This window comes from Klenkia brasiliensis (genome assembly GCF_900100695.1).
Lineage (GTDB): Bacteria > Actinomycetota > Actinomycetes > Mycobacteriales > Geodermatophilaceae > Klenkia > Klenkia brasiliensis.
In genome coordinates this window covers 22,635-49,503 of the sequence record NZ_FNCF01000006.1, presented here as the reverse complement: position 1 = coordinate 49,503, position 26,869 = coordinate 22,635, and the positions used below count along the sequence as shown (strand labels likewise).

Genomic DNA, 26,869 nt, shown 5'->3' with positions numbered 1-26,869 from the left:
GCGCCGTGCCCGAGAAGACCCCTCCCCGCCGCCCGCTGCGGTGGCTGCTGCCCGCCCTCCTCGTGGTCGGCTGGCTGGCCCTGTCCGGCGTCGCCGGCCCGTACAGCGGCAAGCTCTCGGAGGTCCAGTCCAACGACCAGAGCGCGTTCCTGCCCGGCTCCGCGGAGTCCCAGCGGGTGGCGGAGCTGTCGGCCGGCTTCGGCGACTCCGACTCCTTCCCGGCCTTCCTGCTGGTGGAGTCCGGCAGCGCGCTCACCCAGGACCAGCTCGCCGCGTTCGGCACGTTCGCGCAGTCGGTACCCGGCGTCGAGGTCGCCGACGGCCGCACGGTCGGTGACTTCCTGGTGCCCGGGCCGATCCCGGTCATCCCCAGCGAGGACGGCCGGGCCGCGCTGGCGCTGGTCTCCTTCGACGCCGGTGAGCTGTCGGCCCAGCTGCCCGACGGCGAGAGCCCGATCACGGTGGCCGTGCAGCAGATCCGCGCCGCCGAGCCCGACCTCGCCGGCGCCACCGTGTACGTCGCCGGGCCCGCCGCCACCACCGCCGACCTGGTCAGCGCGTTCGGCGGCATCGACGGCACCCTGCTGCTGGTCGCCGGCATCGCCGTCCTGGTCATCCTGCTGGTGGTCTACCGGTCGCCGGTGCTGCCGTTCTTCGTGCTGCTCACCGCCGGGTTCGCGCTCACCACCGCCAGCCTGGTGGTCTACCTGCTCGCCGACGCCGGCGTGGTCACCCTGGACGGCCAGGGCCAGGGCATCCTCTCGATCCTGGTGGTCGGTGCGGCCACCGACTACTCGCTGCTGCTGGTCGCCCGCTACCGCGAGGAGCTGCGCCGGCACGACGACCGCTACGACGCCATGCGCCGGGCCTGGCGCCAGACGCTCGAGCCGGTGCTGGCCAGCGCGGCCACCGTCGTCCTCGGGCTGCTCTGCCTGCTGCTGGCCGACATCGGCCCCACCCGCGGCCTCGGGCCGGTCACCGCGGTCGGCATCGTCGCCGCGGTGCTGGCCGCGCTGACCTTCCTGCCCGCCCTGCTCGTGCTCCCCGGCCGGACGTCGTCGGGCGAGCACGGCCGCTGGGTGTTCTGGCCCGCGGTGCCGCACGTGGGCTCGCGGGGCCCGGAGTCGACCGGCGCGTGGGCGAGGGCCTCCCGGCTGGTCGGTCGCCGTCCGGTCGCGGTCGGCGTGCTCAGCGCGCTGGCCCTGCTGGTGCTGGCCGCCTTCGCCCCCACCCTGCCCAGCGACGGCGTCCCGCAGAGCGACACCTTCCTGGACCGGGTGGAGTCCGTCGTCGGCGGCGAGGCGCTGGCCCGGCACTTCCCGGCCGGGTCGGGCTCGCCCACCCTGGTCGTGGCGCCGCAGGCCGACCTGGCCGCGGTGACCAGCGCGGTGCAGGCCGCCGGCGGCGTCTCGGCGGTGCAGCCCACCGTCGACCAGGCCACCGGCCGGCCGCGGGTGGTAGGCGGCCTGGTGCAGCTGCAGGTCACCCTCGACGACCCGGCCGACTCCCCGGCCGCCGAGGACGCCGTCGCGGCGCTCCGCACCGACCTGGACGCCGTCTCGCCGGACGTCCTGGTCGGTGGGACGACGGCGCAGGCGCTGGACGTCAGGGACATCTCCACCGCCGACCGCGACCGGATCATCCCGGTGATCCTGCTGGTGGTCTTCGTGGTGCTGGCCCTGCTGCTGCGCTCGCTGGTCGCCCCGCTGCTGCTGCTGGTCTGCAACGTGCTGTCCTTCGCGGCCACCCTGGGCGCGGCCGCGCTCGTCTTCGACCACGTGCTCGACCTGCCCGGCGGCGACCCGACGGTGCCGCTGTACGCCTTCGTGTTCCTGGTCGCGCTGGGGATCGACTACTCGATCTTCCTGATGACCCGGGTGCGCGAGGAGTCGCTGCACCGGGGCACCCGGGCCGGGGTGCTCACCGGCCTGTCGGTCACCGGCGGCGTCATCACCAGCGCGGGCATCGTGCTGGCCGCGACCTTCGCCGCGCTGGGCGTGCTGCCGATCCTCTTCCTGCTGCAGATCGCGTTCCTGGTCGCCTTCGGCGTCCTGCTGGACACCTTCGTCGTCCGCTCGCTGCTGGTCCCGGCCGCGGTGCTGCTGCTCGGCCGGAGGGTCTGGTGGCCCAGCGCGCTGGCGAAGGCGGAACCCCCGTCGGAGCCGCACCCCGAGCCCGCCCTGGCCCGCGGCTAGGCCTGCCAGCGGTACTCGAGCTCGGGGCGGCCGGCGCCGCCGTACCGCGGCTGGCGGGTGACCAGGCCGGTGTCGGCCAGGTGCTCGAGGTAGCGGCGGGCGGTGATCCGCGAAGCGCCGATGGCCTCGGCCGCCTCCCCGGCGCTCACCCCGTCCCGCGACCGGACGACGGCGACCACCGCGTCGAGGGTCTCCCGGCCCATGCCCTTGGGCAGCGCGGCCGGGCGGGCCGGGCGGACGTGGTCCAGCGCGCGGTCGACGGCGTCCTGGCCGGCCACGTCGCCCTCGGCGCGCAGCACGGCGCGGTGCTCGGCGTAGGCGGACAGCCGGTCGCGCAGCGCCGACCCGGTGAACGGCTTGAGCAGGTAGCCGACCACCCCGTGCGCGGCCGCCGCCCGGACCGTGGCCAGCTCCCGCGCCGAGGTCACGGCCAGCACGTCGACGTCCCGGCCGGCCGCGCGCAGCCGGCGCAGCAGCTCGGTGCCGTGGGTGTCGGGCAGGTTCATGTCCAGCAGCACCAGGTCCACGGCGGTGCGCCCGAGCGCGTCCCACGCCGCCCGGCCGGTGCCGGCCACCCCCACGCAGCGGAACCCGGGGGCCCGGTCGACGTGCGCGCGGTGCGCCTCCGCCGCGACCGGTTCGTCCTCGACGACCAGCACCGCCAGCTCGGTCACGACGACACCGCCGCGCGCACCGGCAGCGAGACGGAGAACTCCGCGCCCGGACCCGGCCGCACCGACACCGTCCCGCCGTTGCGCTTCACCGCCTGCGCGACGAGCGCCAGGCCCAGGCCCTGGCCGGTGGCCTTGGTGGTCCAGCCGCGGCGGAACACCTGGTCGGGGTCGTCGACGCCGGGGCCGGTGTCCTCCACCCGCAGCTCGAGGCGGCCCTCGGCCTGCCACAGCGCCAGCTGCACCTCCCGCGGGGGGTCGCCGGCGAGGGCGGCGTCGATGGCGTTGTCCAGCAGGTTGCCCACGATGGTCACCAGGTCCCCGCCCGGGATGCCGGTGGCGCCCACCGAGGTGGCGGGGTCGATCTCCAGGGTCACGCCCCGCTCGTGCGCGGTGGCCGCCTTGCCCAGCAGCAGCGCGGCCAGCACCGGTTCCTCGACGGCCTCGACCACCCGGTCGGTGAGCCGCTGGGCCACCGCGAGCTCGGCGGTGGCGAACTCCACGGCCTCCTCGGTGCGGCCCAGCTCCACCAGCGACACCGTGGTGTGCAGCCGGTTGGCCGCCTCGTGGGCCTGGGAGCGCAGCGACTCGGCGAACGCGCGCACGCTGTCCAGCTCGCCGGTCAGCGCCTGCAGGTCGGTGTGGTCGCGCAGGGTCACCACGGCACCGACCGAGCGGCCCTGCGGGGTGGCCGGCATCTGGCTGACCACCAGCACCCGGTCGCCGCTGACGTGCACCTCGTCCACGGCCAGCCGCTGCTGGGAGAGGGTGGTGGCCAGCTCGGGCGAGAGGCCCAGCTCGGTGACGTGCCGGCCGGTGACGTCGGCGTCCAGCCCGAGCAGCCGGCGGGCCTCGTCGTTGACCAGCTGCACCCGCCGGTCGCCGTCCAGCAGCAGCAGGCCCTCGCGGACGGCGTGCAGCACCGCGTCGTAGTACTCGAGCATCCGGGCCAGCGGCTGCGCACCCAGGCCGTGGGTCTGCCGGCGCAGCCGGCGGCTGATCAGCCAGCTGCCCAGCGCGCCGACCGCGAGCACGGCGGCCGCGACCCCGAGCACGCCGGGCAGCGCGGTGGCGACGTCGGCGCCGATGGCGGTGACGGTGATGCCCACGCTGACCAGCGCGACGACGTCGGTGCTGCTGCCGACGGCGAAGATCGGCGCCACCGCGCGGACCGAGGGACCCAGCGTGCCGGTGTAGGTCTCGGTGAAGGTGGTGCCCCGCAGCGCCTGGTCGATGTTGCCCCGGAACGGCTTGCCGATCTGGGCGGGGTCGGGGTGGGTGAACCGGGTGCGGTCGGGGGCCATCACGGTGATGAAGGACGTCGCGGTGTCGGCCCGGACCTGCTCCACGTAGGGCTGCAGGACGGCGGTCGGGTCGGGCTCCACCACGGCCTCGCGCACCAGCGGGGAGTCCGCGATCGTCTCGGCGATGCTGCGGGCCTGGTTGGTGGCCCGGTCCTCGACCGCGTGGCGGGCGTCGACGACCGCCGTCCAGCCCAGGGTGAGCACGACGACCACCAGCACCAGCGCCTGCAGGCCCAGCAGCTGGCGGGCCAGGCTGCCGCGCTCGCGGCGGCTGCGGGCCAGCACGGCGGGGATGCGCACGGGGGAAGTGTGCACGCAATGAACGCAACGGTGACCCGGGTCACGCGGTCGGCCACGGTGATGTCGTCGCCGGACCAGGCGGCCGCAGTCCGGAGCCCGGAGCTCCGCCAGACTCCACAGGAGCAGTCATGGCCTCGACCACCCCCGCAGCCGGCAGTGCGCCGGTGCAGAAGCAGAAGCGCGACAAGACCCACTGGCTCTACATCGCGGTGATCGTCGCGGTGCTCGCCGGCATCGTGGTCGGGTTGGTGTTCCCGGAGTTCGGGACGGAGCTGAAGTGGCTGGGCACCGTGTTCGTCGCGCTGATCAAGATGATCATCGCCCCGGTCATCTTCTGCACGATCGTGCTGGGCATCGGCGCCATCCGGCAGGCCGCCCAGGTCGGTCGGATCGGTGGCCTGGCCCTGGGCTACTTCATCGCGATGTCGACGGTGGCGCTGTTCATCGGCCTGCTGGTCGGCAACGTGCTGCACCCGGGTGAGGGCCTGCAGCTGACCGACGAGGTCCGCGGCGCGGGGGCCGAGCTCGTGGCGACCGGGGCCGAGACCGCCCCCGAGGGCACCACCGGGTTCATCCTGTCGCTCATCCCGACCACCCTGCTGTCGTCCCTGACCGCGGGCTCGGTGCTGCAGGCGCTGCTGGTCGCGCTGCTGGTCGGCTTCGCGCTGCAGGCCATGGGCCGCGCCGGGGCCCCGATCCTCGTCGGCATCGGGCACATCCAGAAGCTGGTCTTCCGCATCCTCGCGATGATCATGTGGGTGGCCCCGATCGGTGCCTTCGGCGCCATCGCCGCGGTCGTCGGCGCCACGGGCATCGACGCGCTGAAGAGCCTGGGCATCCTCATGCTCGGCTTCTACGTCACCTGCGCGGTCTTCGTCCTCGTCTTCCTCGGCGCCATCCTGCGGGCGGTCGTCGGCATCAACGTGTTCTCGTTCCTGAAGTACCTGGGCCGCGAGTACCTGCTGATCGTCTCCTCGTCCTCCTCGGAGACCGCACTGCCCCGCCTGATCGCCAAGATGGAGCACATCGGCGTCAGCAAGCCCGTCGCCGGCATCGTCGTGCCGACCGGGTACTCCTTCAACCTCGACGGCACCGCGATCTACCTGACGATGGCCTCGCTGTTCATCGCCGAGGCCCTCGGTGACCCGCTGAGCGTGGGCGAGCAGATCGGCCTGCTGGTCTTCATGATCATCGCCTCGAAGGGCGCGGCCGGCGTCTCCGGTGCCGGTCTGGCGACGCTGGCCGGCGGCCTCTCCTCGCACCGCCCCGAGCTGCTGGACGGCGTCGGCCTCATCGTCGGCATCGACCGGTTCATGAGCGAGGCCCGCGCGGTCACCAACTTCTCCGGCAACGCCATCGCCTGCATGCTGGTGGCGACCTGGACCAAGGAGCTGGACCGCGAGCAGATGAAGGCCGTGCTGGCGGGCGAGCGTCCCTTCGACGAGACCACGATGCTCGACGACGGCCACGCCGACCCCGCCGTCGAGGACGCCGGCGACCAGCGCCGCGAGTTCGCCGGGGCAGCCACCACCCGCTGACCCCGGCCCGGGACGCCGACGCCCGCACCTCCTCGACGAGGTGCGGGCGTCGTGCTGTGCGGGCCCGGTGACCGGTAGCGTCCCGGGGCGTGGCCCGGCTGCCGACCCTGCAGCAGCTGGCGTACTTCGTCGCCGCGGTCGAGCACGGCTCCTTCGTCGCCGCCGCCGAGGCCACCCACGTCGCCCAGCCCAGCCTCTCCGAGCAGGTGCGCCGGCTCGAGCACACCCTCGGCGTCACCCTCTTCGTGCGCACCAACCGGCGGCTGCAGCTCACCGAGGCCGGCCGGGCGCTGCTGCCCGGGGCCCGGCGCACGCTGGCCGACGCGCAGGCGCTGGCCGACAGCGCCCGGGGCGTGCGCGAGCTGGCCGGCGGCACGGTCAGCTTCGGCACCTTCTCCAGCGCGCACCTCTACCTGCTGACCGCGCTGATCGGCGACTTCCGCTCCCGCTACCCCGGGGTGGTCACCCGGGTGGTCGGGCTGAACAGCTCGGAGGTCGCCGCCCAGGTCCGGCGCGGGGAGCTCGAGGCCGGCCTGGTGCAGCTGCCGATCGACGAGCGCGGGCTCGACGTCGGCCCGCCGGTGCTGGTGGACTCCGTGGTCTACGTCAGCACCGACGGCGACCGGGCGCGGGCACCGGTGACCGTGCAGCAGCTGGCCGCCGCGCCGCTGATCCTGTCCGAGGCCCGGTGGGGCGCCGAGGACCCGCTGCGCCGGGTGCTCACCGAGCGGGCGGCCGCGGCCGGGCTGGTCCTGCAGCCGCAGATCGAGGTCGAGTTCCAGACCGCCGCGGTCGAGCTGGCCGCCCACGGGCTCGGCGACTCGCTGGTCAGCTACCTGGTCACCCGCTGGTCGGGCTACCCCGGCCGGCTGCACTGGGCGCCGCTGGACCCGCCCGTCGTCGAGCGGTTCGCCTTCATCACCCGGGCCGGCGGCACGCTCAGCCCGGCCACCCGGGTGTTCATGGACCTGGCGCACACCCACATCCGGGCCCTGCAGCAGGCGGCGGACGGCGGCCCGGCCAGAGGCTGAGCCTTGAGCTGGCGTCGCGAACTGGCCGTTCACAGCGCGCTCGGGGCCCCCGAGACTCGCTCCAGGACCGGCCGCACGGGCCGGCGAGGGGGGAGGACGCCGTGGCGAGCAGCACCGCACAGCGCGTCTGCGTGATCGGCGCCGGGGCGGCCGGTCTGGAGGCGGTCCGGGTGTTCCGGGACGCCGGGCACGACGTGGTCGCGTACGAGCGCGGCGACCGGGCCGGCGGGCACTGGCACACCGACTACGAGGCGCTGCACCTGATCACGCCGCGGGACGTGTCCTGCTTCGACGGCGTACCGATGCCCGCCACCTACCCGCTGTTCCCCAGCCGGGAGCAGGTGGTGGCCTACCTCGACGCCTTCGCCGCCGACCACGGCCTGCTCGACCACGTCCGGTTCGGCACCGAGGTCACCGCCGTGACCAGCCCGGACGACGGCGTCTCCGGCTGGGACGTCACCGCCGGCGGCACGACCGAGCGCTTCGACGCCGTGGTGGTCGCCAACGGCCACCACTGGGACCCGAAGCTGCCGGCGGTCGCCGAGGGCTTCACCGGCCGGTCGCTGCACTCCTCGCAGTACCGGTCGGTGGCCGACGTCGAGGGTCACCGCGTGCTCGTGGTGGGTGCCGGGAACAGCGGCTGCGACCTCGCCGTCGACGCCGCCAACGCCCGGCTGGACGTCTCCATCGCCATGCGGCACGGCCAGGTGTTCCAGCCCAAGACCTTCTTCGGCCGCGGTCGCAACCAGCTGCCCTTCCTGGCCACGCTGCCGCCGTGGGCCGCCGAGCGGGTGCAGCGGGCCCTGGTCCGGGTGTCGGTGGGCACGCACGCGGACTACCCGGGCCTGCAGCCGCCGGTGACCCGCAACCTCAACGAGCAGCTGCCGGTGGTCAACGACCTGCTCCTGTACTGGCTGCAGCACGGCCGGATCACCGCCCGCACCGGCGTGGTGGGCACGGAGGGCCGCACGGTCTCCTTCGCCGACGGCACCAGCGCCGACTTCGACACCGTGCTGTGGGCCACCGGCTTCCGGGTCAGCCTGCCGTTCCTGGCACCCGACCAGCTGACCTGGTCGGCCGGGGCGCCGCTGCGGGTCGGCGGCATGGTCGTCCCGGTCGGGACCTCGCGGCTCTACACCGTCGGGCTGGCCAGCCCGCGGGGCGCGCAGTTCCCGGTGTTCAGCGCGCAGTCGGCCCTCGCCGTCCGGCTGCTCGGCCTCGAGGGCCGCACCGACCGGCCGCTGGCCGAGCTGCTGCTGCCCGCCGGCGGCCCGACCGACCGGGTCGACGTGCTGCGCCCGGTGTGGACGCAGTGGATGGCCCGCTCGCACGCCGCGCTGGACGCCGTCGTGCCGACCGCCCCCGCCCGCGCGGCGCAGGAGGTGGCCCGGTGAGCGACACCGTGCTGGTCACCGGCGCCGCCAGCGGCATGGGCCGGGCGCTGGTGCAGCGGCTGGTCGCCGCCGGCTGGCGGGTGCTCGCCCTGGACCGGGCCGCCGACCCCCTCGCCGCGCTGGCCGACGAGCTCGGCGAGCAGCTGGTGCCGGTGCCCGTCGACGTCACCGACCGCGCCGGCGTCACCGCCGCGGTGGACCGCCTCGTCGCCGGGCAGCGGCTGACCGGCGTGGTCAACTGCGCCGGCATCTACCCGCCCACCCGGCTCGAGGACTTCACCGACGAGACCTACCGCGCGGTGTTCGACGTCAACGTGCTCGGCACGCTGGTGGTCACCGCGGCCGCGGTCCCGCACCTGCGGGCGGCCGGCGGTGGCGCGGTGGTCAACTTCGCCTCCGTCGACGCCTTCGCCGTCTCCCCCGGCCAGCTGCTCTACAGCGCCTCCAAGGCAGCGGTGCTGTCGCTGACGAAGTCGTTGGCCATCGAGCTCGCGCCCGACCAGGTGGTGGTGAACGCCGTCGCGCCGGGCTGGGTCGACACCCCCGGCAACGCCGCCACCGGCCGGATGGCCGAGGCCGCCGCCGGCATCCCGCTGGGCCGGGTCGCCGACCCCGACGAGATCGCCGTCTGGGTCCAGCGGCTGCTGGAACCGGGCTACGTCACCGGCGAGACCGTGGTCATCGCCGGCGGCTCGGCCATGCGCTGACCGACCCCGCTCCCCCACCCACCCCCACGAAGGAGAACAGATGCGCACCACCCACCTCCGCGCCGGTGCGCTCGCCGCCGCGACCCTGCTGGCGCTGGGCGCCTGCGGCGGCGGCCCGGACGACGGCGACGCCGGGGCAGGCAGCGCGGCCGCCTCCGACGGCGCGAAGCAGGTCAACGTCTACGGCGCCGACGGCAACATGAACAACGGCCTGGGCGAGGACTTCGCATCCTCCCCCGGCGCGCTGGCCGGCATGCGCGGCACCGTGCTGCTCACCGACGTCGGGCAGGACTTCCGCGACCGGCTGCTGGCCCTCGACCCGTCGCTGACCAACTTCAACACCGCGGCCGAGACCTACGACGCCGTGGTCATCGCCTCGCTCGCCGCGCAGCTGGCCGGGAGCAACCAGGCCACGGTCTGGGCGCCCTACGTCAACGGGGTGACCTTCGGCGGGGAGACCTGCACCGACTACGCGTCCTGCACCGCGATCATCCAGGCCGGCGGGAACCCCGACTACGACGGCGTCAACGGCCCGCTGGCGTTCACCGAGCCCGGGGAGCCGTCGGTGGCGAGCTTCGCCATCGAGAGCTTCACCGAGGACGACCAGATCGACCTGGACGCCCGGCAGTTCGTGCAGGCCGGTGACCTGGCGGACGCCGCGACCGACGAGGGCCCGGCGCCGGCCGCACCGGGCACGACCGGGGCACCGCTGGTGATCGGCAGCCTCACCCCGCTGACCGGCAGCCTGTCCTACCAGGGCCCGCAGCAGATCGCGGCGCTGAACCTGGCCGTGGGCGACGTCAACGCCGCGGGCGGGGTGCTGGGCAACCCGGTGCAGCTCGACACCGGGGACTCCGGCGACGCGAGCACCGACACCGCGACCCAGACCGCCGACCGGCTGCTGCAGTCGGGGGCGAACGTGATCATCGGGGCGTCGTCCTCGGGCGTGACGCTGACCGTGATCGACGCGATCACCGGCGCCGGCGTGGCGATGATCAGCCCGGCCAGCACCTCCGACCGGCTGACCGACTACCCCGACCAGGGCCTGTTCTTCCGCACCGTGCCCCCGGACACCCTGCAGGCCCGGGCGCTGGCCGACCTGATCGGCGGCGACGGCAACAACACCGTCGGCATCCTGGCGCTCAACGACCCCTACGGCACCGGGCTGGCCGACAACACCGCCGCCGACCTGGTCGCCGACGGGTTGTCGGAGGACTCGATCCGTTCGCTGGTCTACGACCCGACGGCGGCGAACTTCGACAGCGAGGTCTCCCAGATGGTCGAGTTCAACCCCGACGCGATCCTGGTGATCGGGTTCGAGGAGACCAGCCGGATCATCGAGGGGCTCAACGCGCAGGGCATCGGCCCGCAGCGCTGACCCTCCCCGACCGGACGCACCCGGCCCTCCCCCCGTGGGGCCGGGTGCGTCCCCGTTCCACGTGGAACCCGGTCAGGCGAGCTCGATGGCGAAGGCGAGCAGGAAGCCCAGCGCGGTGATCAGGCCGGTCCAGGTCCGGGTGCGCTCGAAGGCCTCGGGGATCATCGTGTCGGCGATCATCGTCAGGATCGCCCCGGCCGCCACCGCGGTGATGACGGCGATGGCCTCGGGCGGCGCGCTGCCCAGGGCGACGTAGCCGACCAGCGCGGACAGGCCCGAGAGCACCGCGATGCCGCCCCACACGCCGAAGACGTAGCCGGCGGAGCGGCCGCTGCGCTTCATCCCGGCCGCGCTGGACAGGCCCTCGGGCACGTTGGAGATGAACACCGCCGCCAGCACCGGCAGGCTCACCGCCCCGCCGCCGAGCAGCCCCACCCCCAGGACGACGGACTCCGGGACGCCGTCCAGCAGCGCGCCGACCGCGATCGCCGCGCCGCTGCCCTGCTGCTGGTCCTCCGAGGGCTGCTGGTCCCCCGACCGCTTGCGGTGCCGCGCCCCGCGGCGGGCCAGCAGCGCGTTGGCACCCAGGTAGGTGACCGCCCCGCCGAGGAAGCCCAGCGCGGTGGGCACCAGCCCACCGGTCTCCGCGGCCTCGGCCATCAGGTCGAAGGCGACCGCCGAGATGAGCACCCCGGACCCGAAGGCCATCACCGAGGCGACCACGACCTGCGGCACGCGGAGGAACCAGGCCACCAGCGCACCCAGGACCAGCGCCCCGCCGCCCAGCAGCCCCCACAGCCCGGCCTCCAGCCACGTCGGCACGGCCACCCACCCCGCTCGTCGTCGTCGGACGGCGCCGGGGTCTGGACGCCGGGCCGCTCCTGCCCGGCCGGGCCGCCGCTCAACCGGTGAGCAGGCCCAGCCGCTTGGTGAGGGCGGCCACCCGGTTGCGCGGGCCGACGATGCTGACCGCCCGGCAGGCCAGGTCCTCGGCCGCGGTGCCGGCCAGCTCGGCGAGGTACTCGTCGTAGACCCGGTGCGTCTGCGCGGCCCGCGGCATGTCCACGACCAGCACGCCGGGCGAGCCGACCGCCTTGGCCCGGACGGCGGCCAGCTCCTGCGACGAGGCGGTCAGCACGCTGCACCCCGCCCACGGCAGCCCCGGGTGGTGGGCGCCGTCGGCGTCGGGCCCGCCGTGGGCCAGCAGGTGGTCGACGGCCGCGCCGGTGGCGGCGGCGGTGCAGGCGACGGCGTTGACCATCTCCCCGGCCGGCACCTCGGCGTCGACGACCACCACCCACTTGAGCCGGGCGTTGCGTGTGGGTTCGGCCGTCACGACCTCGTCGGCGGTGAAGGCGGGTACGTCGTGCGTCGTCATGCCGCCACGCTAGGCACATCCACGGACGCAGCAGGCCAATCCCGAACTTCGTTCGGCGACGTGCGCCAGGATGGCCGGGTGGACGAACTCGATGCGGCGATCCTGCGCTCCCTCCAGTCCGATGCGCGGCGCAGCAACCGCGACGTCGCGGCCGACGTGGGCGTCGCACCGTCCACGGCGCTGGAGCGCACCCGGGCGCTGCGCGACCGGGGCGTGATCCGCGGGGCGACCCTGGACGTCGACCTGGCCGCGATCGGCCGGCCGGTGCAGGCGCTCATCGCGATCCGGGTGCGGCCGCCGTCGCGGCGGGCCATCGAGGCCTTCCGGGACTGGGTGCAGGGCCTGCCCGAGACCATCGGCCTGTTCGTCACCACCGGCACCGAGGACTTCCTGGTGCACGTGGCCGTCGCCGACAACGAGGCGCTCTACGCCTTCGTCATCGACCGGCTCACCCAGCGGCCCGAGGTGGCCGACGTGCGCACCAGCGTGGTCTACGAGCACCTGCGCCGCCCGCCCCGGATCGAGGCGGGCGGCCGGTAGGTCAGCCGCCGAAGGCCTGCTCGAACAGGGTGCGCAGCTCGGGGGAGTCCGGACCGCTGCCGCTGCAGGAGCCGATCGTGCCGCCGTCGGCGGACAGCAGGTAGACCTGCCCCTGCTCGAAGGTGATCGGGGCGCCGTCCACCACGCTGCCCTCGCCCTGGGTGACCTCGACGGTGTCCCCGACCTCGCCGGCGAAGCGCTGCACCGTCTCCAGCACCACGACGCCGCCCGAGATCGCGGTGACCCGGCCGGCGAAGGCGACGTCGCTGCCGGCCAGCAGCTCCGGGGTCAGGGCGGCGCAGCTGGCGGAGACGTCGGGGGCGGCGAGAGCGAGCGTCGTCGTCCCGCCGTCCTGGCCGGTCAGGGCCAGCGCTCCCCCGCCGACCACGACGACGGCGGCCGCCGCGGCGGCCAGCAGCAGGGCGCGGGGGCGGCGGGTCGGTGCGGCGGTGCTGGTCACGGTGTCCTCCAGGAGCTGGTCGAGCCGCTCGGGGGCGAGCGGGGGCAGGTCGGGGAGGGGGTCGGCGGCCCGCAGCCGGGCGTCCAGCGTCGCGTCGGCCGGTTCGTCGGTCATGCCCTCCCCTTCCCTCGTCCCGTCCTGTCCGGCTCGGGGTCCTGCCTTTGCACTGCCTCCCGCAGCCGCCCGCGGGCCCGGTGCAGCCGGATGGCCACCGCGTTGGGCGTGATGCCCAGCAGCTGGGCCAGCTGGCCGGTGGTGAGCCCGTCCCAGGCGGACAGCCGCAGCAGCTCGGCGTCGGCGTCCGTCAGCTGGGTCAGCGCGGCGCGGACCCGGGCGGCGTCGTCCAGCGCGCCGGCGACGTCCTCGGCCGGGTCGGGCTCCGGGCCGGCGGGACCGATCCGGGCGGCCAGCCGGTGCTGGCGCCAGCGGCTGCGCTCGGCGTTGGCCAGGCACAGCCGGGCCACCCCGATCGCCCACGGCACCGGGTCGGCGGGGACGTCGGCCGCCCGCCGCCACAGCACCAGCAGCACCTCGCCGAGCGCGTCGTCGGCGGTCGCGGCGTCGGTGCGGCGGTGCAGGTACCGGCGCACCGGCTCCACGACGGCCCGCGCCACCGCCTCGAACTCCTCCACGCCCCCCTCTGTCCGGGACACGCACCGCACTTTCAGTCGGGCTGGCGCAGCAGGTAGCGGCCGAAGTGCGGCACGGTGAAGGCGATCTGCCCGCGCTCGGCGCTGTAGACCAGGCCCTTCTTGATCAGCGAGTCCCGCGCCGGGGAGAGCGACGCGGGCTTGCGGCCCAGCGAGACGGCGACGTCGCTGGTGCTCACCGCGGCGCCGGCCGGCCCGCCCAGGTCGGCCATGGCGTGCATGTACTCCCGCTCGGCGGGCGTGGCCCGGTCGTAGCGGGAGCCGAAGAAGCCCACCGCGAGCTCGGCCTCCGCGGCCGGCGCCGCCACCGCGACGTCGTCCGCGGTGATGGGGGTGGTGGCGGCCAGGTCCCAGGTGACCTTGCCGTAGGCCTGCACGAAGTAGGGGTAGCCGTCGGCGGCGGCGTACAGGGCGTCCAGCGCCTCGGCCGTGTACTCGACGTCCTCCCGCTCGGCCGGGCCGACCAGCGCCCGGTCGGCCGCGGCCCGGTCCAGCCGGTCGATCCGCAGGTAGCGGAACAGCCGCTCGGAGTAGGACTTCGACGCCGACAGGACGGCGGGCAGGTGCGGCAGCCCGGCGCCCACGACGATCAGCGGCGCACCCTGCTGGGACAGCTCGTGGCAGGCCGCGCAGATGGCGCTGACGTCGTCGGGCTGCACGTCCTGCATCTCGTCGATGAACAGCGCGATGCCCTTGCCGGTGTCGGCGGCGACCCCGGCCGCGTCGGACAGCAGCTCGACCAGGTCGATCTCCATGTCGCCGGTGTCGGCCCGGCCGGTGGCGGCGGGGGCGTCGATGCCGGGCTGCCAGCGGTCGCGCAGCTTGGCGTCGGCCGGCTGGAACTGGGCGAACGCCTTGACCACCCCGAGGACGTCGGCCACCGCCTCGGCGTTGCCGTGCCGCGGCCCCAGCTCCCGCAGCGCCATGTGCAGCGCGCTGGCCACCGGCCGGCGCAGCGACTGGTCCGGCCGGGCCTCGATCTTGCCCGTGCCCCACCCGCGGGCGATCGCCGCCGAGCGCAGGTGGTTGAGCAGCACCGTCTTGCCCACCCCGCGCAGCCCGGTGAGCACCAGTGACCGCTCCGGGCGGCCGTGCGCGATCCGCTCCAGCACCACGTCGAAGGCGCCCAGCTCGGCGTCCCGGCCGGCGAGCTCCGGCGGGCGCTGGCCCGCGCCGGGGGCGTAGGGGTTCCGCACGGGATCCATGTCGGGCACCGTATTCCGCTCTCTAGCCCGGGACGTAGAAGCACGTAGAACGGGGTAGCGCGTGTCGCATGCGGGTGCGGTACGACGGCTGGATCCTGGGCGCCGGGACGACGTCGGGGACCCGGCTGGTGGTCGGGCACTGGCCCCGGTCCCCGCTCGGCCCGGTCTCCGACGTCATGGTCGAGCGGCCCGACGGCCACCGGCTGCTGCTGGCCCAGACGCAGGAGCTGGCGGAGTTCGTGGCCGGCACCTACACCTTCGACGAGGTCCGGGTCGTGTCGGTCGACGTGGGCCGGGCCGGCGACCAGTGGGTCGTGCACGCCGGGCCGCTCGCGCTGCGCGTGACCACCGGCCGCCGTCCGGCCCTGGGCTGGCTGCTGCGGACCGTTCCGTCACCGCTGGCCCGTACCCCGGCCTGGGTGGGGCTGCTCGACCCGCTCGCCCGGCTGGCCGGCATGCGCACCCGCGGGAGCGCCGGGAACGGGCGCACCGAGTGGTACGGCGTGCAGGACCTGCACCTGCTGCGCTCGGCCTCCGCCGGCTGGGACGGCGCCGACCTCGGCGGCCTGGCGCGGGTGGACCCACCCGTGCGGTTCGGGTTCGGCTCGGTGCCGCCGACGCCCTCCGTCGTCCGGGTGACCACGACGATCGGGTCGTCTACGGCTGTCTAGCGTTCAGCCGAGACCGGGGTAGAGCGACCTCGACGCCGCCACCACCGCACGCCGAGCACGGCCAGCACGACCGCCGCCGGCCCGATCGTGATCGCCAGGCCCCACTCCCCCAGCCCGCCGGCCACCGAGCCGACCGCGACGTTGAACACCGCGCCGGGCAGCAGCCCGACGAAGGTCGCGGCCAGGTACACCGGCAGCCGGACGCCGGACAGCCCGCCGGCGTAGTTGACCAGGAAGAACGGCAGCACCGGGGTCAGCCGGGCCAGCAGGACGGCGGTGAACCCCCGCTCCATGGCCAGCTGGTCGGCCTTGTGCAGCCGGGGCCCGGCCAGCCGCAGCAGCGTGCCCCGGCCCAGTGCCCGGCCGAGGCCGAAGCCCATGAGCGCGCCGAGCAGCGCGCCGACCACGGTGACCAGCAGGCCCGGCCAGAAGCCGAGCAGGATCCCGGTGAGCAGGGCCAGCGCGGTCCGCGGGATGGGCGCGAGGACGGCGACCGCGGTGCCGCCGGCGATGGCGGCCCACCCCAGCAGGCCGGCGTCGGCGACCCGGCTGCGCAGCTGGTCGACCGTGGGCAGGTCGGTGGTCAGCGCGACGACGGCGCCGGCGGCCAGGATCGCCACGAGGACCGCTGCACGCACCGCCTCGCCCGTGCTGACCCGCGCCACGCCGCCCAGTCTCCCGGGTGCCGCCGGACCGTCGATCGACGGTGATCGGCCACTCCGGCTGCGGAATGGTCGGCGAGCGTCGATCGACGGCGGGCCCGGTGCCTCCGTGACCGGATCGTGACCTCGCTGGTGTCGGGTGTCCGGACCGGTCGCGGCGTCTTCCGGGTGTGACGACCACGGCGGGGGGCAGCGGGTGAGCGACGACGGGTTCACGGACTTCGTCGTCGAGGTGGAGGGGCCGTTGCTGCGGACGGCGTACCTGCTCACCGGCGACCACGGCCACGCCGAGGACCTGGTGCAGACCACGCTGGTCAAGGCGCACCGGCACTGGGCGAAGGTGCAGCGCGCGGACTCCCGGCTGGCCTACGTGCGGCGGATCCTCGTCACCTCGCACGTCAGCTGGCGGCGCCGGATGTCGACGTCCGAGCAGGTCATCGAGACCGTCCCCGACCGGCCCGGCGACGACCTGCAGGAGCGGCTGGCCACCACCGACCTCGTCCGCGCCGCGCTGCGGGAGCTGTCGCCCAAGGCCCGCGCGGTCGTCGTCCTGCGGTGGTTCGAGGACCTGACCGAGGCCGAGACCGCCCGGGTGCTCGGCTGCTCGACCAGCACGGTCAGCACCCACGCGGCCCGCGGGCTGGCCACCCTGCGGCGGCACCTGGACGCGACGTCCGCCGCCGACCCCGACACCTCGATCTACGCCCGGAGGACCTCGTGAGCACCGACGTCCGCACCCTGCTGCACGACCTGGCCGCCGACGCCCCCCGCGGCCGCGGCGAGGAGACCGCCGACCTGGTCGTCGACCTGCACCGCGCCCAGGACCGCCGGCGGCTGCGCTGGGCCGGGGTGGCCGCGGCGATCGCCGTGGTGGTGGCCGCCGTGCCCGCGCTGGTCGACCGGTCCGGGCCCACCGAGGCCAGCGCGGTCGCCGCCGGCGGGTCGGCGGAGGTGTCCAGCCTGTTCGACGCCCCCACCCGGGGCTCCCTGGCCGACGACGCCGACGCCGTGGCCGTCGCTGCTTCGGCGAGCTGGGAGACCGGCATCGCGGGCATCAGCGCGGGCCAGATCCTCGACCCCGCCCCGGACAACCGGCACGTGGCCTTCGTCGGCGAGGTCCGAGGTGGCCAGGTCTGGGCGCTGGTCATCGGCCGCACCAGCGGTCAGCTCGCCTACGCATGGTTCGTGGACACCGACCCTGCCGACGGGCTGACGCTGCAGCTGGCCGGGGTGCCCACCCGGACCACCGCCGCCGCCCCGCTCGGCCTGCTCGACGTCGCGGGAGGCGTCGGCTACCTGGTGGTGGTCGCCCGGCCGGAGGACCAGGTCCGCTACAGCCCGGCGGTGACCAGCCTGTTCACCGCTGACACGTCCGGCTTCGAGGACCTGCCGTCGGCCGGTGGGGTCGTGCAGGCGGAGGTCGAGCTGCCGCCGGCCGGAGCGGCGGCCGCCCCGGGCATCACCGCCACGAGTGCTGCGGGCGAGGTCCCGGCGCGGTGGGTCGACAGCTTCGACTCCTCCCGTCCCTTCGGGCCGTCCGCCTGGACCCGGGTGGAGTCCTCGCAGTTGCCCAGCGACCCGTCCTACGGCCCGCTGATCCAGCGGTGCATGGTCGCTGCCGGCTGGGGGGTGAGCGTGTCGGTCGACGGGTCCCTCGGCTTCGACGGGTTGCTGACGGGGGAGGGCGTGGACGCGTTCTGGGCCGACCTCGACCGGTGCGAGACGTCGACGGGGTACCGGTGACCGAGCCGGCGTCGGTCGTGACGGCCAGGCAGCTGGTGGCGGAGGTCCGCGACCGGCCTGCTCCGGCGTCCCGTCGGGCCCGCGCCCGTCGGGTCCGCGCCGCCCTGCTGGCCGCCGGTGTGCTCGGCACGGCGGGGTGCGGCGTCGGTGACACCGTCTGCCCCGCGATCGGCTACGGCAGCGTGCTGGTGGTCGACCTCGCCCAGGAGTGGCCGGCCGGGTCCGGCCGCACGGTCGAGCTGGACTGCGACCCGGCCTGCCCGCCGCCGGTCGAGCTGCTCGACGCCCCCACCCGTGCCCCGCTCCCGGGCACGCCGGGCACCCCGGCCGTGCCACCGCCCACGACCCCCACCCCCGCGCCGGGCGACCCGGTGCTCGAGCTGGGCGACGACGGCCGCGCGCAGCTGGGCCTGTTCGCGGAGCGGCCCGAGGAGGTGACGGCCCGGGTGCGGCAGAACGGGGCCGTGGTCGCCGAGGTGACCGTGCGGCCGGAGTACGTGCGGGTCGACGGCACCGCGGAGTGCGGCGGCAACACCGAGGCGCGGATCGTCGTCCCCGCGCCCTGACCGTGCAGCCACGGCCCCGCGGCGGAGTCCCCGGGGCGCTCGGTGCGCGCTCGGCGCCCGGGAGGTGTTCCCGCGGAGACGCGGCGGCCTCGCGAAGCGTTTCCGCGGAAACGCGGTGGTGTCCCCGGGGAAACGCGACGGCGGTGGCGCGGGGTCCGGGGGCGGCACGCAGACTGCAGCGGTGGCGGGGGTGCTGACCGGGTTCGTGGTCATCGGCGTGGTGATCGCCGTCGGCTACCTGGCCGCCCGCCGCGACGTCCTGCCCCCGGGCGCCCAGCTGGTCCTGGCGCAGACCTCCTTCCGGGTCGCCACCCCGGCGCTGCTGTTCGTCACCCTCGCCGCCGCCGACCTCGGCCAGGTCTTCTCCGGCACGCTCTGGGTCACCTCCGCCGCGGCGCTCGCCGTCGCCGGTGTGGTCGTGGTCGCCGGGGTGGTGCGCCGCTGGGGCACCGGCCGGACGACGATCGCCGCCATCTCCGCCGGCATGGTCAACTCGGCCAACCTCGGCATCCCGATCGCCGTCCACGTGCTCGGCGACGCCACCCTGGTCGCGCCGCTGCTGCTGTTCCAGCTGGTCGTGCTGGTGCCGGCCGCGGTGGTGGCGCTGGACCTGTCCGGATCCGCGGACGGCACCCCCCGCTGGGTGCGGCTCACCGCGCCGTTCCGCAACCCCGTGCTGCTCGCCTCGGTGGCCGGCCTGGTGGTGAGCGCGGCGGGGTGGCGGGTGCCCGACCTGGTGCTCGACCCGCTGCAGCTGCTGGCCTCCCTCGCCGTCCCGGCGGTGCTGCTGGCCTACGGCATCTCGCTGCGCGGTGCCCCGGTGCCCGGCCGCGGGCCCGAGCGCCGCGCCGTGCTCGTGCTCAGCGCGCTGAAGCTGCTCGTGATGCCGGGCCTGGCCTGGGCGCTGGCCGCGGCGGTGGGCATCGGCGGCGCCGAGCTGTTCGTCGTCGTCGTCCTCTCGGCGCTGCCGACGGCGCAGAACGTCTACACCTACGCGGTCGCCTACGGCACCGGCGAGCGGCTGGCGCAGCAGACGGTCACCGTGACCACCGCCGGGTCGATCCCCGTCCTGCTGGTGGTCGCCGCCCTGCTCGGGCCGTGACCGGGCAGGATGCCGGCATGGACGGGGTGCTGCTGCGGTCGGCCGGGCCGGACGACGTCCCCGCGCTGGTGCGGTTCGGGGAGCAGGTCGTCCCCGCCCACTACGCCCCGCTGATCGGCGAGGCGGCCGCGCGGGCGCAGGTCCGCGACTGGTGGCGCCCCGAGCAGCTCGCCGAGGCGGTGGCCGCCGGCCAGGTCGTGCTCGCCGAGGACGACGGCGCGCTGGTCGGGATGGCGCAGCGCGGGCGGTGGGGTGCGGACGACGTGGTGTGGAAGCTCTACGTCCACCCGGACCAGCGGGGTGCCGGGCTCGGGCCGCGGTTGCTGGCCGAGGTCACCCGCGGGCTGGACGGCGGCCGGGTGCTGCTGGAGCACTTCGCGGCCAACGAGCGGGCCGCCGCGTTCTACGAGCGCGAGGGCTTCGTCGTGGACCACGTCGAGACCAGCGCGGTGGGCGACGTGGTGTGGCGGGTCCGCGGGGCCTGACCGGTCTCAGCGGTGGGCGTCCAGCCAGCCCACGACGTCGTCGAGGACCTGCTCGCGCTCGGGCTCGTTGTGCGGCTCGTGGAACAGCCCCGGGTAGACGGTGTGGGTGACGTCGGACGACGCGGTGCCGGTGGCGACCAGTTCGCTGGCCGCCGGGGGCACCAGTCGGTCGGCGCCGCCGTGGACGACCAGCAGCGGCAGGGTGAGCCGGCGCAGCCGGGCGGGCATCGCGGCCACCGCGGTGATCATCTCCGCGCCGGTGCGGGCGCGGACCTTGCCCATCCGGTTCAGCGGGTCGGCGCGGTAGGCGGCCACCACGGCGGGGTCGCGGCTGACCGCGTCGGCGTCGAGGGTCAGCACGCCCAGGTCGGGCAGCAGCCGGCCCAGCAGCGGGGCGACCTTCTGCTGCACCGGGTTGGCCGAGGCCAGGTCGAGGGCGGCGGCCGACAGCACGGCGCCCCGCACCGGCACCGACGGCGTCCCGGTCAGGTACTGCGCGGCGACCAGGCCGCCCATGCTGTGCCCGTAGACGAACAGCGGGACGCCGGGGTGGGCCGCCGCGGCCTGCTGCGCGGTCTCGTCGACACCGGCGACGGTGGTGGCCAGGGAACCGATGTTGCCACGGCTGCCCGGGGACCGGCCGTGGCCGGGGTGGTCGGGCGCCCAGGTGGCGTACCCGGACCGGGCCAGCCGCTCCGCGACGTGCGCGTACCGGCCGGCGTGCTCGTGCAGCCCGTGCACCAGGACGACGACCCCGACGACGTCGCCGTCCGGCGTCCAGGTCTGCCGGTGCTGCCCGGTCGAGAGGTGGCCGTCGGTGTGCGTCGTCACAGCCGGGAGGCTAGTCTGGCACTGATCAGCGGTTCCACGTGGAACCGGCCGTCCCCCGGCCGGGTGAGGGCGCCTTCTCCGGGTCCCGGGGCTCGGGGAGGGTGGTGCGGACCGACCGAGGAGCGCCGCGTGACCCACCCGGACTCCGCCCGGGCCCGGCCCGCCCCCACGGGCTGGCCCGGCGCGATGGAACCGGTGCTCCGGCCGGACCCGTTCCCCCGTCGACCCGGGGTCGCCACGGTCGCGGCGGTGCTCGGGTTCGTCGAGGCAGGGTCGCCGCCCTGCTCACCCCGGTGCTCGTCGGCCTCGCGGTGGGTGTCCCGCCGGGCGCACCCGTCGTCGTCGCGCTCGTCGTGGTGCTCGTGCTGCCGGGAACCCGGCTGGGGCTGCTCCTCCCCCGCCGGGTGGCGACTTGGGCGGACCGGCAGTCGCCGGCCCCGGAGCGGTGGTTGGACCTGCTGGTGCTCAGCCCGGTCGCGACCGCGCTGGTGCTCGCCGTCCTGTCCGTCTGACCCGGCCAGCCGTCGGCCTGGCGTGCGCCCTGGGCATTCCCGGGCGGGAAGGCCCAGGAAGCGTGCCGAGCCCGTGGCCCGCGCGCATCGGGCACCATCGGGGTGTCTACGGCAGCCGCTAGACAGGTGTAGAAGGGCCGATGCGGGTGGGCGGACCTAGGGTGCAGCCGTGTCCACCGTCGTGAGGTTCGCGCTCCGCGTCGTCGTCCTGGCCGTGATCATCTACGTGGTCACCCAGCTGGTCAGCGGCATCACCGTCGTCGGCAACACCCAGGGCACGTTCGGGGAGGCCGGCACCTACCTCTGGGTCGCCCTGCTGTTCGCGATCGTCAACACGATCGTCGGGCCGGTGGTGCGGCTGCTGTCGCTGCCCTTCGTCGTCCTCACGCTCGGGTTGTTCCTGCTCGTGGTGAACGCCGCGCTGCTCGGCATCACCGCCGCGATCAGCGACCGGCTGCAGGTCGACGGCTTCTGGACGGCGGTCGTCGGCGGCTTCCTCATCGCCGTGTTCAGCTGGGTCGCCGAGCTGCTGCTGCCGCTGAAGGTCAAGGCCTGACACACCGGCGACCGCGGATGACGTCCAGGACGTCTGCCCGCTAGCGTCGGGGTCATGGCACGGCCCGGGAGCGTCCACCCACCCGTCGCGACCCCGGAGAGGACCCCGGAGCCCGACACCGTCCGCCCGGCCGACATGGCCGCCCTCGAGGCCGCCCGCACCGAGAAGGCCCAGCTGCTCGACCGGGCCGGGGAGTCGCTCACCGACGACGAGGTGCCCGACCTCCCGGCCGGCCTCACCGACGACGACGTCCCCGCCGTCGTGCACTCCTACTTCCGCGGCGAGCCCGCCGCCGAGGTCGTCGGCCACGACCCCGGCTCGCTGGCCCGGCTGGCCCTGGACCACCTCGCGCTGGCCGCCACCCGCCCGCAGGGCTCCGCGCTGGTCGCCGTGGACCGCACGCAGGGCGGCTCCTCGGTGCTGCGGGTGGTCACCGACGACATGCCGTTCCTGGTCGACTCGGTCACCGCCGAGGTCGTGCGGCAGAAGGTGGTCCTGGACCACGTCGTGCACCCCGTGGTCACCGTGCGCCGCGACGTCACCGGGAGGCTGCTGCAGTTCTGCGACGGCACGGACGGCGCCGCCGACCAGCCCGACGCCATCGCGGAGTCCTGGATCGCCGTCGTCCTCGCCGGGACCATCGACGACGAGGCCGCCGACGACCTGGTGCGGGGCCTGCGCACGGTGCTCGCCGACGTCCGCGGCGTGCACGAGGACGCCGGCAAGCTGCGCGACCGCGCCCTGGACCTGGCCCACTTCCTCGACGAGGAGCCCTGGGACCCGGCCGACCCGGCCGACGCCGCCCTCGGCGACCCGCACGAGGCCGCCGCCCTGCTGCGCTGGATGACCGAGGGCAACTTCGTCTTCCTCGGCGCCCGCGACGTCGACCTCGTCGACGAGCACGGCACCCCGGCCACCGCCGCGGTCCCCGGCACCGGGCTGGGCGTGCTGCGCAGCGACACCGACATGAGCACCCCGGTCGTGCCGGTCGGCGCCGCCGCCCGCGACGTGGTGGGCCGCCGGGTCGTGGTGACCAAGGCCGACGTCCGCTCCACCGTGCACCGCCCCGCCTGGCTGGACGTCGTCGCGGTCACCCTGCCCGGCCCGCAGGGCACCCGCGGCCGCCAGCACCGCATCGTCGGGCTGTTCCCCACCGGCGCCTACACCGCCAGCGTCACCGACGTCCCCCTCGTCCGGCGGACCGCGGCGCAGGTGCTCGAGCGCTCGGGCGTCGAGCCCGACAGCCACACCGGCAAGGAGCTGCTCGACGTCCTGGAGACCTACCCCCGCGACGAGCTGCTGCAGGTCGACGTCGACGAGCTGCTGCCCGTCGCGCTGGCCGTGCTGCACCTGCGCGAGCGCCGGCAGACCCGGCTGTTCCTGCGCCGGGACCCCTTCGGCCGGTTCTTCTCCGCGCTGGTCTACCTGCCCCGCGACCGGTACACCACCGAGGTCCGGCTGGCGATGCAGCGGATCCTGCTGTCCAGCCTGGGCGGCTCCTCCATCGAGTACACCGCCCGCTCCACCGAGTCGGTGCTCGCCCGGCTGCACTTCGTCGTCCGCGTGCAGACCGGCCGCGGCGTCGCGGCGCTGCCCGACGTCGACGTCCCCGAGCTCGAGCGCCAGCTGGCCGCCGCGGCCCGCAGCTGGACCGACGACCTGACCGACGTCCTCACCGCCGAGTACGGGGCGGACGCCGAGCGGCGGCTCGCCCAGGTCGCCGACGCGTTCCCCCCGGCCTACCAGGCCGACTTCCCGGCCTCCACCGCCGTCGCCGACCTCGACCGGCTGGACTCCCTCGAGGCCGGCGAGCTGTCGCTGCGGCTGTGGACCCCCCGCGACGCCGCCCCCGGCGAGCGCCGGCTGACCGTCTTCCGGGTCGGCGAGCGGCTGCTGCTGAGCCAGGTGCTGCCGGTGCTGCAGCACCTGGGCGTGGACGTCGTCGACGAGCGGCCCTACGAGATCGACCGGATCGGCTCGCCGCTGGCCTGGGTGTACGACTTCGGCCTGTCCACCCCGACCGCCGACCTGCCGGCGCTGGACTCCCTGCCCCGCCGGTTCACCGACGCGATCACCGCGGTCTGGCGCGGCGACGCCGAGGACGACGGCCTGGGCGCGCTGGTGCTGGTGGCCGGGCTGACCTGGCAGCAGGTCGCCGTCGTGCGGGCCTACGTGCAGTGGTTGCGGCAGGGCGGGCTGCCCTTCTCCGCCGGCTACGTGGAGTCCGTGCTCGCCGGGCACCCCGACGTCGTCTCCGGCGTCGTCGACCTGTTCACCGTCCGGTTCGACCCGCGGCAGCACGGCGACCGCGAGGCGCAGCAGCGCGAGCTGGTCGACCGGCTGACCCAGCGGATCGGCGCGGTCGACTCCCTGGACGCCGACCGGGTGCTCACCGCGCTGTTGGCCGCCGTCCGGGCCACCCAGCGGACCACCGCCTACACCGCGACCGCCTTCACCGACGGCACGCCGCTGGCCATCAAGCTCGACCCGCACGCCGTCCCCGACCTGCCCGAGCCGCGCCCGGCCCGGGAGGTGTGGGTGTCCTCGCCCCGGGTCCTCGGGGTGCACCTGCGCTTCGGCGCGGTCGCGCGCGGCGGGCTGCGCTGGAGCGACCGGCGCGAGGACCTGCGCACCGAGATCCTCGGCCTGGTCAAGGCCCAGACCGTGAAGAACACCGTCATCGTGCCCACCGGTGCCAAGGGCGGGTTCGTGCTGCTGCGCCCGCCGGCCGACCGCGATGCGTGGCTGGCCGAGGGCCGGGCCTGCTACCAGCTGTTCATCGGCGCGCTGCTCTCGCTGACCGACGACCTGGTCGACGGCGAGGTCGTGCCCGCCGAGGGCGTCGTGCGGCACGACGCCGTGGACACCTACCTCGTGGTCGCGGCCGACAAGGGGACGGCGACCTTCTCCGACCTGGCCAACTCGGTCGCGGTCGAGCGCGGGTTCTGGCTGGGCGACGCCTTCGCCTCGGGCGGGTCGGTCGGCTACGACCACAAGGCCATGGGCATCACCGCCCGCGGCGCCTGGGAGTCGGTCACCCGGCACTTCCGGGAGCTGGGCATCGACACCCAGAGCCAGGAGATCACCGTCGTCGGCGTCGGCGACATGAGCGGCGACGTGTTCGGCAACGGCATGCTGCTGTCGGAGCACCTGCGGCTGGTGGCCGCCTTCGACCACCGGCACGTGTTCGTCGACCCCACCCCCGACGCCGCCACCGGCTTCGCCGAGCGGCAGCGGCTGTTCGCCCTCCCCCGCTCGAGCTGGGCCGACTACGACCCGGGGCTGATCAGCGCCGGCGGCGGCGTGTGGCCGCGGACGGCGAAGTCGGTGCCGGTCAGCGAGCCGATGCGGGTCGCGCTCGGCCTGCCGGAGGGCGTCGAGCACCTGACCCCGGCGGAGCTGGTCCGCGCGGTGCTGCTCGCCCCGGTGGACCTGCTGTTCAACGGCGGCATCGGCACCTACGTGAAGGCGACGACCGAGAGCCACCTCGACGTCGGGGACAAGGCCAACGACGCGGTGCGGGTCAACGGCGAGCAGCTGCGGGTCCGGGTGGTCGGCGAGGGCGGCAACCTGGGCCTGACCCAGCGCGGCCGGGTGGAGTACGCCCTGGCCGGCGGGCGGGTGAACACCGACGCCATCGACAACTCCGCCGGCGTGGACACCTCCGACCACGAGGTCAACATCAAGATCGCGCTCAACGCGGTCCAGCTGTCCCCCGACGAGCGCGCGCAGCTGCTGGCGTCGATGACCACCGAGGTCGCCGACCAGGTGCTCACCGACAACTACGCGCAGAACGCCACCCTGGCCGCCGAGGTCACGTCCGCGCGCAGCCTGCTCGACGCGCACACCCGGTTCATGCGGTCGCTGGAGCGCTCGGGCCGGCTGGACCGCGCGGTCGAGGCGCTCCCCGACGGGCGGGCGCTGTCCGAGCGGCGCCGCGACGGCCAGGCGCTCACCTCGCCGGAGCTCTCGGTGCTGCTGGCCTACGCCAAGCTCGAGGCCGACGACGCGGTGCTGCACTCGACGCTGCCCGACGACCCCGCGCTGGGCCGGCTGCTCACCGACTACGTGCCGGCGGCGCTGCGGGAGCGGTTCCCCGACGCGGTCGACCGGCACCCGCTACGCCGGGAGATCATCGCGACCGCCCTGGTCAACCGGGCGGTCAACGTCGCCGGGGTGACCGGGCTGTTCCGGCTCGGCGAGGAGACCGGCGCGCCCCTGGTGGCCGTGGTGCGGGCGCACGCGGTGGCCCGCGCGGTGTTCGACGTCGACCGGCTGTGGGACGCCGCCCGCCCGCTGGACAACCGGGTGCCCGCCGCGGTGCAGGTGCAGCTGCGGACCGAGGCCACCCGGCTGGCCGAGCGGGCGACCCGCTGGCTGCTGCGCCAGCCCGAGCTGTCCGCCGAGCCCGCACCGTCGATCGCCACGCTGACCGCCCGGTTCGCCGGGCCGGTGGCCACCGTGGTCGCCGGCCAGCCCGAGTGGCTGCTCGGCGCCGACGCGGAGGCCTACGCCGAGCGCGCCGCCGGGCTCCGGTCGGCCGGGGTCCCCGCGGACCTCGCCGCCGCGGTGGCGGTCGCCCCCCTGCTGCCGGGGGCCCTCGACCTGGCCGTCGTCGCCGAGGTCACCGGGGCGCCGGTGCCGCTGGCCGGCCGGGTCTGGGAGGCCCTCGCGGCCCGGCTGGACCTGGTGCCGCTGCGCGAGCTGATCACCGGCCTGCCGCGCGACCGGCGCTGGCCGGCGATGGCCCGGGCGGCGCTGCGCGACGACCTCACCGCCGAGCAGGCCGCGCTGACCACCGAGGTGCTGCGCGGGCGCTCGGGCGACGACGACGACCCGAGCGCCCTGGTCACCCGCTGGGCCGACCGCTGGGACACCGGCCAGCGCCGGGCCGCCGCCCAGCTGGCCGAGCTGGCCGCCGGGGAGTCGCACGAGCTGGCCGAGCTTGTGGTCGCCGTCCGCACCCTGCGGGGGCTGCGCCGGGCCTGAG

General features: G+C 75.5%; 25 protein-coding genes. 16 read left to right on the top strand and 9 right to left on the bottom strand.

Annotated elements, in window-relative coordinates:
- Window positions 1-5 precede the first annotated feature (5 nt).
- A complete protein-coding gene (locus BLT39_RS17210; protein WP_242658507.1) occupies window positions 6-2,195 on the top strand; it encodes an MMPL family transporter in 2,190 nt (729 codons plus the stop codon).
- On the opposite strand, the gene BLT39_RS17205 is transcribed toward BLT39_RS17210, so the two are convergent.
- Together BLT39_RS17205 and BLT39_RS17200 are read right to left on the bottom strand one after the other, a co-directional pair.
- Window positions 2,192-2,869: a response regulator gene (locus BLT39_RS17205; protein WP_091066504.1), complete on the bottom strand. Its 678-nt coding sequence runs from the start codon at window positions 2,867-2,869 to the stop codon at window positions 2,192-2,194. The genes BLT39_RS17210 and BLT39_RS17205 overlap by 4 nt on opposite strands.
- Window positions 2,866-4,470 (bottom strand): sensor histidine kinase, encoded by a 1,605-nt coding sequence (locus BLT39_RS17200; RefSeq protein ID WP_207508106.1) that lies wholly within the window; start codon window positions 4,468-4,470, stop codon window positions 2,866-2,868. Before BLT39_RS17200 ends, BLT39_RS17205 begins: the two co-directional genes overlap by 4 nt.
- A gap of 128 nt (window positions 4,471-4,598) precedes the next feature.
- Here BLT39_RS17200 and BLT39_RS17195 point away from each other — a divergent pair, with 128 nt between their 5' ends.
- The 5 genes from BLT39_RS17195 to BLT39_RS17175 all read left to right on the top strand — a co-directional run bounded on the left by BLT39_RS17195 (window position 4,599) and on the right by BLT39_RS17175 (window position 10,518).
- Window positions 4,599-6,008 (top strand): cation:dicarboxylate symporter family transporter, encoded by a 1,410-nt coding sequence (locus BLT39_RS17195; protein ID WP_091066501.1) that lies wholly within the window; start codon window positions 4,599-4,601, stop codon window positions 6,006-6,008.
- 89 nt (window positions 6,009-6,097) lie between these two features.
- Window positions 6,098-7,039: a LysR family transcriptional regulator gene (locus BLT39_RS17190; protein ID WP_207508105.1), complete on the top strand. Its 942-nt coding sequence runs from the start codon at window positions 6,098-6,100 to the stop codon at window positions 7,037-7,039.
- 101 nt (window positions 7,040-7,140) lie between these two features.
- A complete protein-coding gene (locus BLT39_RS17185; protein ID WP_091066499.1) occupies window positions 7,141-8,433 on the top strand; it encodes a flavin-containing monooxygenase in 1,293 nt (430 codons plus the stop codon).
- Complete coding sequence (locus tag BLT39_RS17180) at window positions 8,430-9,140, top strand: SDR family NAD(P)-dependent oxidoreductase (protein ID WP_207508104.1); 711 nt, start codon at window positions 8,430-8,432, stop codon at window positions 9,138-9,140. Before BLT39_RS17185 ends, BLT39_RS17180 begins: the two co-directional genes overlap by 4 nt.
- Window positions 9,141-9,180: 40 nt before the next feature.
- On the top strand, window positions 9,181-10,518 hold the full coding sequence (locus BLT39_RS17175) for an ABC transporter substrate-binding protein (RefSeq protein WP_091066496.1): 1,338 nt from the start codon (window positions 9,181-9,183) through the stop codon (window positions 10,516-10,518).
- Window positions 10,519-10,590: 72 nt separating this feature from the next.
- Here the strand turns inward: BLT39_RS17175 and BLT39_RS17170 are convergent, their stop codons facing one another.
- Together BLT39_RS17170 and BLT39_RS17165 are read right to left on the bottom strand one after the other, a co-directional pair.
- Complete coding sequence (locus BLT39_RS17170; protein ID WP_091067287.1) at window positions 10,591-11,340, bottom strand: ZIP family metal transporter; 750 nt, start codon at window positions 11,338-11,340, stop codon at window positions 10,591-10,593.
- 79 nt (window positions 11,341-11,419) lie between these two features.
- Window positions 11,420-11,896 carry a DUF2000 domain-containing protein gene (locus tag BLT39_RS17165; protein WP_091066494.1) on the bottom strand — a complete coding sequence of 159 codons (477 nt, stop codon included), beginning with the start codon at window positions 11,894-11,896 and terminating at the stop codon, window positions 11,420-11,422.
- Window positions 11,897-11,974: 78 nt separating this feature from the next.
- Between BLT39_RS17165 and BLT39_RS17160 the strand changes: the two genes are divergently transcribed.
- Window positions 11,975-12,436 carry an Lrp/AsnC family transcriptional regulator gene (locus tag BLT39_RS17160; protein ID WP_091066490.1) on the top strand — a complete coding sequence of 154 codons (462 nt, stop codon included), beginning with the start codon at window positions 11,975-11,977 and terminating at the stop codon, window positions 12,434-12,436.
- Between the two features lies 1 nt (window position 12,437).
- On the opposite strand, the gene BLT39_RS17155 is transcribed toward BLT39_RS17160, so the two are convergent.
- The 3 genes from BLT39_RS17155 to BLT39_RS17145 are packed head-to-tail and all read right to left on the bottom strand — an operon-like array spanning window position 12,438 to window position 14,751.
- Window positions 12,438-13,010, bottom strand: coding sequence for a hypothetical protein (locus BLT39_RS17155; RefSeq protein ID WP_091066487.1), 573 nt, complete (start codon window positions 13,008-13,010; stop codon window positions 12,438-12,440).
- Entirely contained in the window at window positions 13,007-13,528 is a 522-nt protein-coding gene (locus tag BLT39_RS17150) for an RNA polymerase sigma factor (RefSeq protein ID WP_091066484.1), read from the bottom strand. Before BLT39_RS17150 ends, BLT39_RS17155 begins: the two co-directional genes overlap by 4 nt.
- Window positions 13,529-13,560: 32 nt before the next feature.
- The gene (locus BLT39_RS17145; RefSeq protein ID WP_091066481.1) at window positions 13,561-14,751 is read right to left on the bottom strand and encodes an ATP-binding protein; all 1,191 of its coding nucleotides are present in this window, start codon (window positions 14,749-14,751) and stop codon (window positions 13,561-13,563) included.
- Window positions 14,752-14,819: 68 nt separating this feature from the next.
- On the opposite strand from BLT39_RS17145, the gene BLT39_RS17140 reads away from it, so the two are divergent.
- The gene (locus BLT39_RS17140; protein WP_091066477.1) at window positions 14,820-15,422 is read left to right on the top strand and encodes a hypothetical protein; all 603 of its coding nucleotides are present in this window, start codon (window positions 14,820-14,822) and stop codon (window positions 15,420-15,422) included.
- Here BLT39_RS17140 and BLT39_RS17135 read toward each other — a convergent pair.
- Complete coding sequence (locus tag BLT39_RS17135; protein WP_165640300.1) at window positions 15,419-16,087, bottom strand: TVP38/TMEM64 family protein; 669 nt, start codon at window positions 16,085-16,087, stop codon at window positions 15,419-15,421. The genes BLT39_RS17140 and BLT39_RS17135 overlap by 4 nt on opposite strands.
- A 193-nt stretch (window positions 16,088-16,280) precedes the next feature.
- On the opposite strand from BLT39_RS17135, the gene BLT39_RS17130 reads away from it, so the two are divergent.
- The 5 genes from BLT39_RS17130 (at window position 16,281) to BLT39_RS17110 (ending at window position 19,980) form a co-directional block, all read left to right on the top strand.
- Window positions 16,281-16,805 carry a SigE family RNA polymerase sigma factor gene (locus BLT39_RS17130; protein WP_091066471.1) on the top strand — a complete coding sequence of 175 codons (525 nt, stop codon included), beginning with the start codon at window positions 16,281-16,283 and terminating at the stop codon, window positions 16,803-16,805.
- The gene (locus BLT39_RS22545; RefSeq protein WP_091066468.1) at window positions 16,802-17,827 is read left to right on the top strand and encodes a hypothetical protein; all 1,026 of its coding nucleotides are present in this window, start codon (window positions 16,802-16,804) and stop codon (window positions 17,825-17,827) included. The genes BLT39_RS17130 and BLT39_RS22545 overlap by 4 nt, the downstream gene beginning before the upstream one ends.
- Window positions 17,828-17,844: 17 nt before the next feature.
- The gene (locus tag BLT39_RS22540; RefSeq protein ID WP_207508100.1) at window positions 17,845-18,393 is read left to right on the top strand and encodes a hypothetical protein; all 549 of its coding nucleotides are present in this window, start codon (window positions 17,845-17,847) and stop codon (window positions 18,391-18,393) included.
- 181 nt (window positions 18,394-18,574) lie between these two features.
- Complete coding sequence (locus BLT39_RS17115; RefSeq protein WP_091066463.1) at window positions 18,575-19,495, top strand: AEC family transporter; 921 nt, start codon at window positions 18,575-18,577, stop codon at window positions 19,493-19,495.
- A gap of 17 nt (window positions 19,496-19,512) precedes the next feature.
- On the top strand, window positions 19,513-19,980 hold the full coding sequence (locus BLT39_RS17110; RefSeq protein WP_091066460.1) for a GNAT family N-acetyltransferase: 468 nt from the start codon (window positions 19,513-19,515) through the stop codon (window positions 19,978-19,980).
- 6 nt (window positions 19,981-19,986) lie between these two features.
- On the opposite strand, the gene BLT39_RS17105 is transcribed toward BLT39_RS17110, so the two are convergent.
- Entirely contained in the window at window positions 19,987-20,811 is an 825-nt protein-coding gene (locus BLT39_RS17105) for an alpha/beta hydrolase (protein WP_091066456.1), read from the bottom strand.
- A gap of 293 nt (window positions 20,812-21,104) precedes the next feature.
- On the opposite strand from BLT39_RS17105, the gene BLT39_RS17100 reads away from it, so the two are divergent.
- The 3 genes from BLT39_RS17100 to BLT39_RS17090 all read left to right on the top strand — a co-directional run bounded on the left by BLT39_RS17100 (window position 21,105) and on the right by BLT39_RS17090 (window position 26,868).
- On the top strand, window positions 21,105-21,323 hold the full coding sequence (locus BLT39_RS17100; protein WP_091066452.1) for a hypothetical protein: 219 nt from the start codon (window positions 21,105-21,107) through the stop codon (window positions 21,321-21,323).
- Window positions 21,324-21,492: 169 nt separating this feature from the next.
- Window positions 21,493-21,879 (top strand): phage holin family protein, encoded by a 387-nt coding sequence (locus BLT39_RS17095; protein ID WP_207508098.1) that lies wholly within the window; start codon window positions 21,493-21,495, stop codon window positions 21,877-21,879.
- A 54-nt stretch (window positions 21,880-21,933) separates the two neighbouring features.
- The gene (locus tag BLT39_RS17090) at window positions 21,934-26,868 is read left to right on the top strand and encodes an NAD-glutamate dehydrogenase (RefSeq protein ID WP_091066447.1); all 4,935 of its coding nucleotides are present in this window, start codon (window positions 21,934-21,936) and stop codon (window positions 26,866-26,868) included.
- The last annotated feature ends 1 nt before the right edge of the window (window position 26,869 follow it).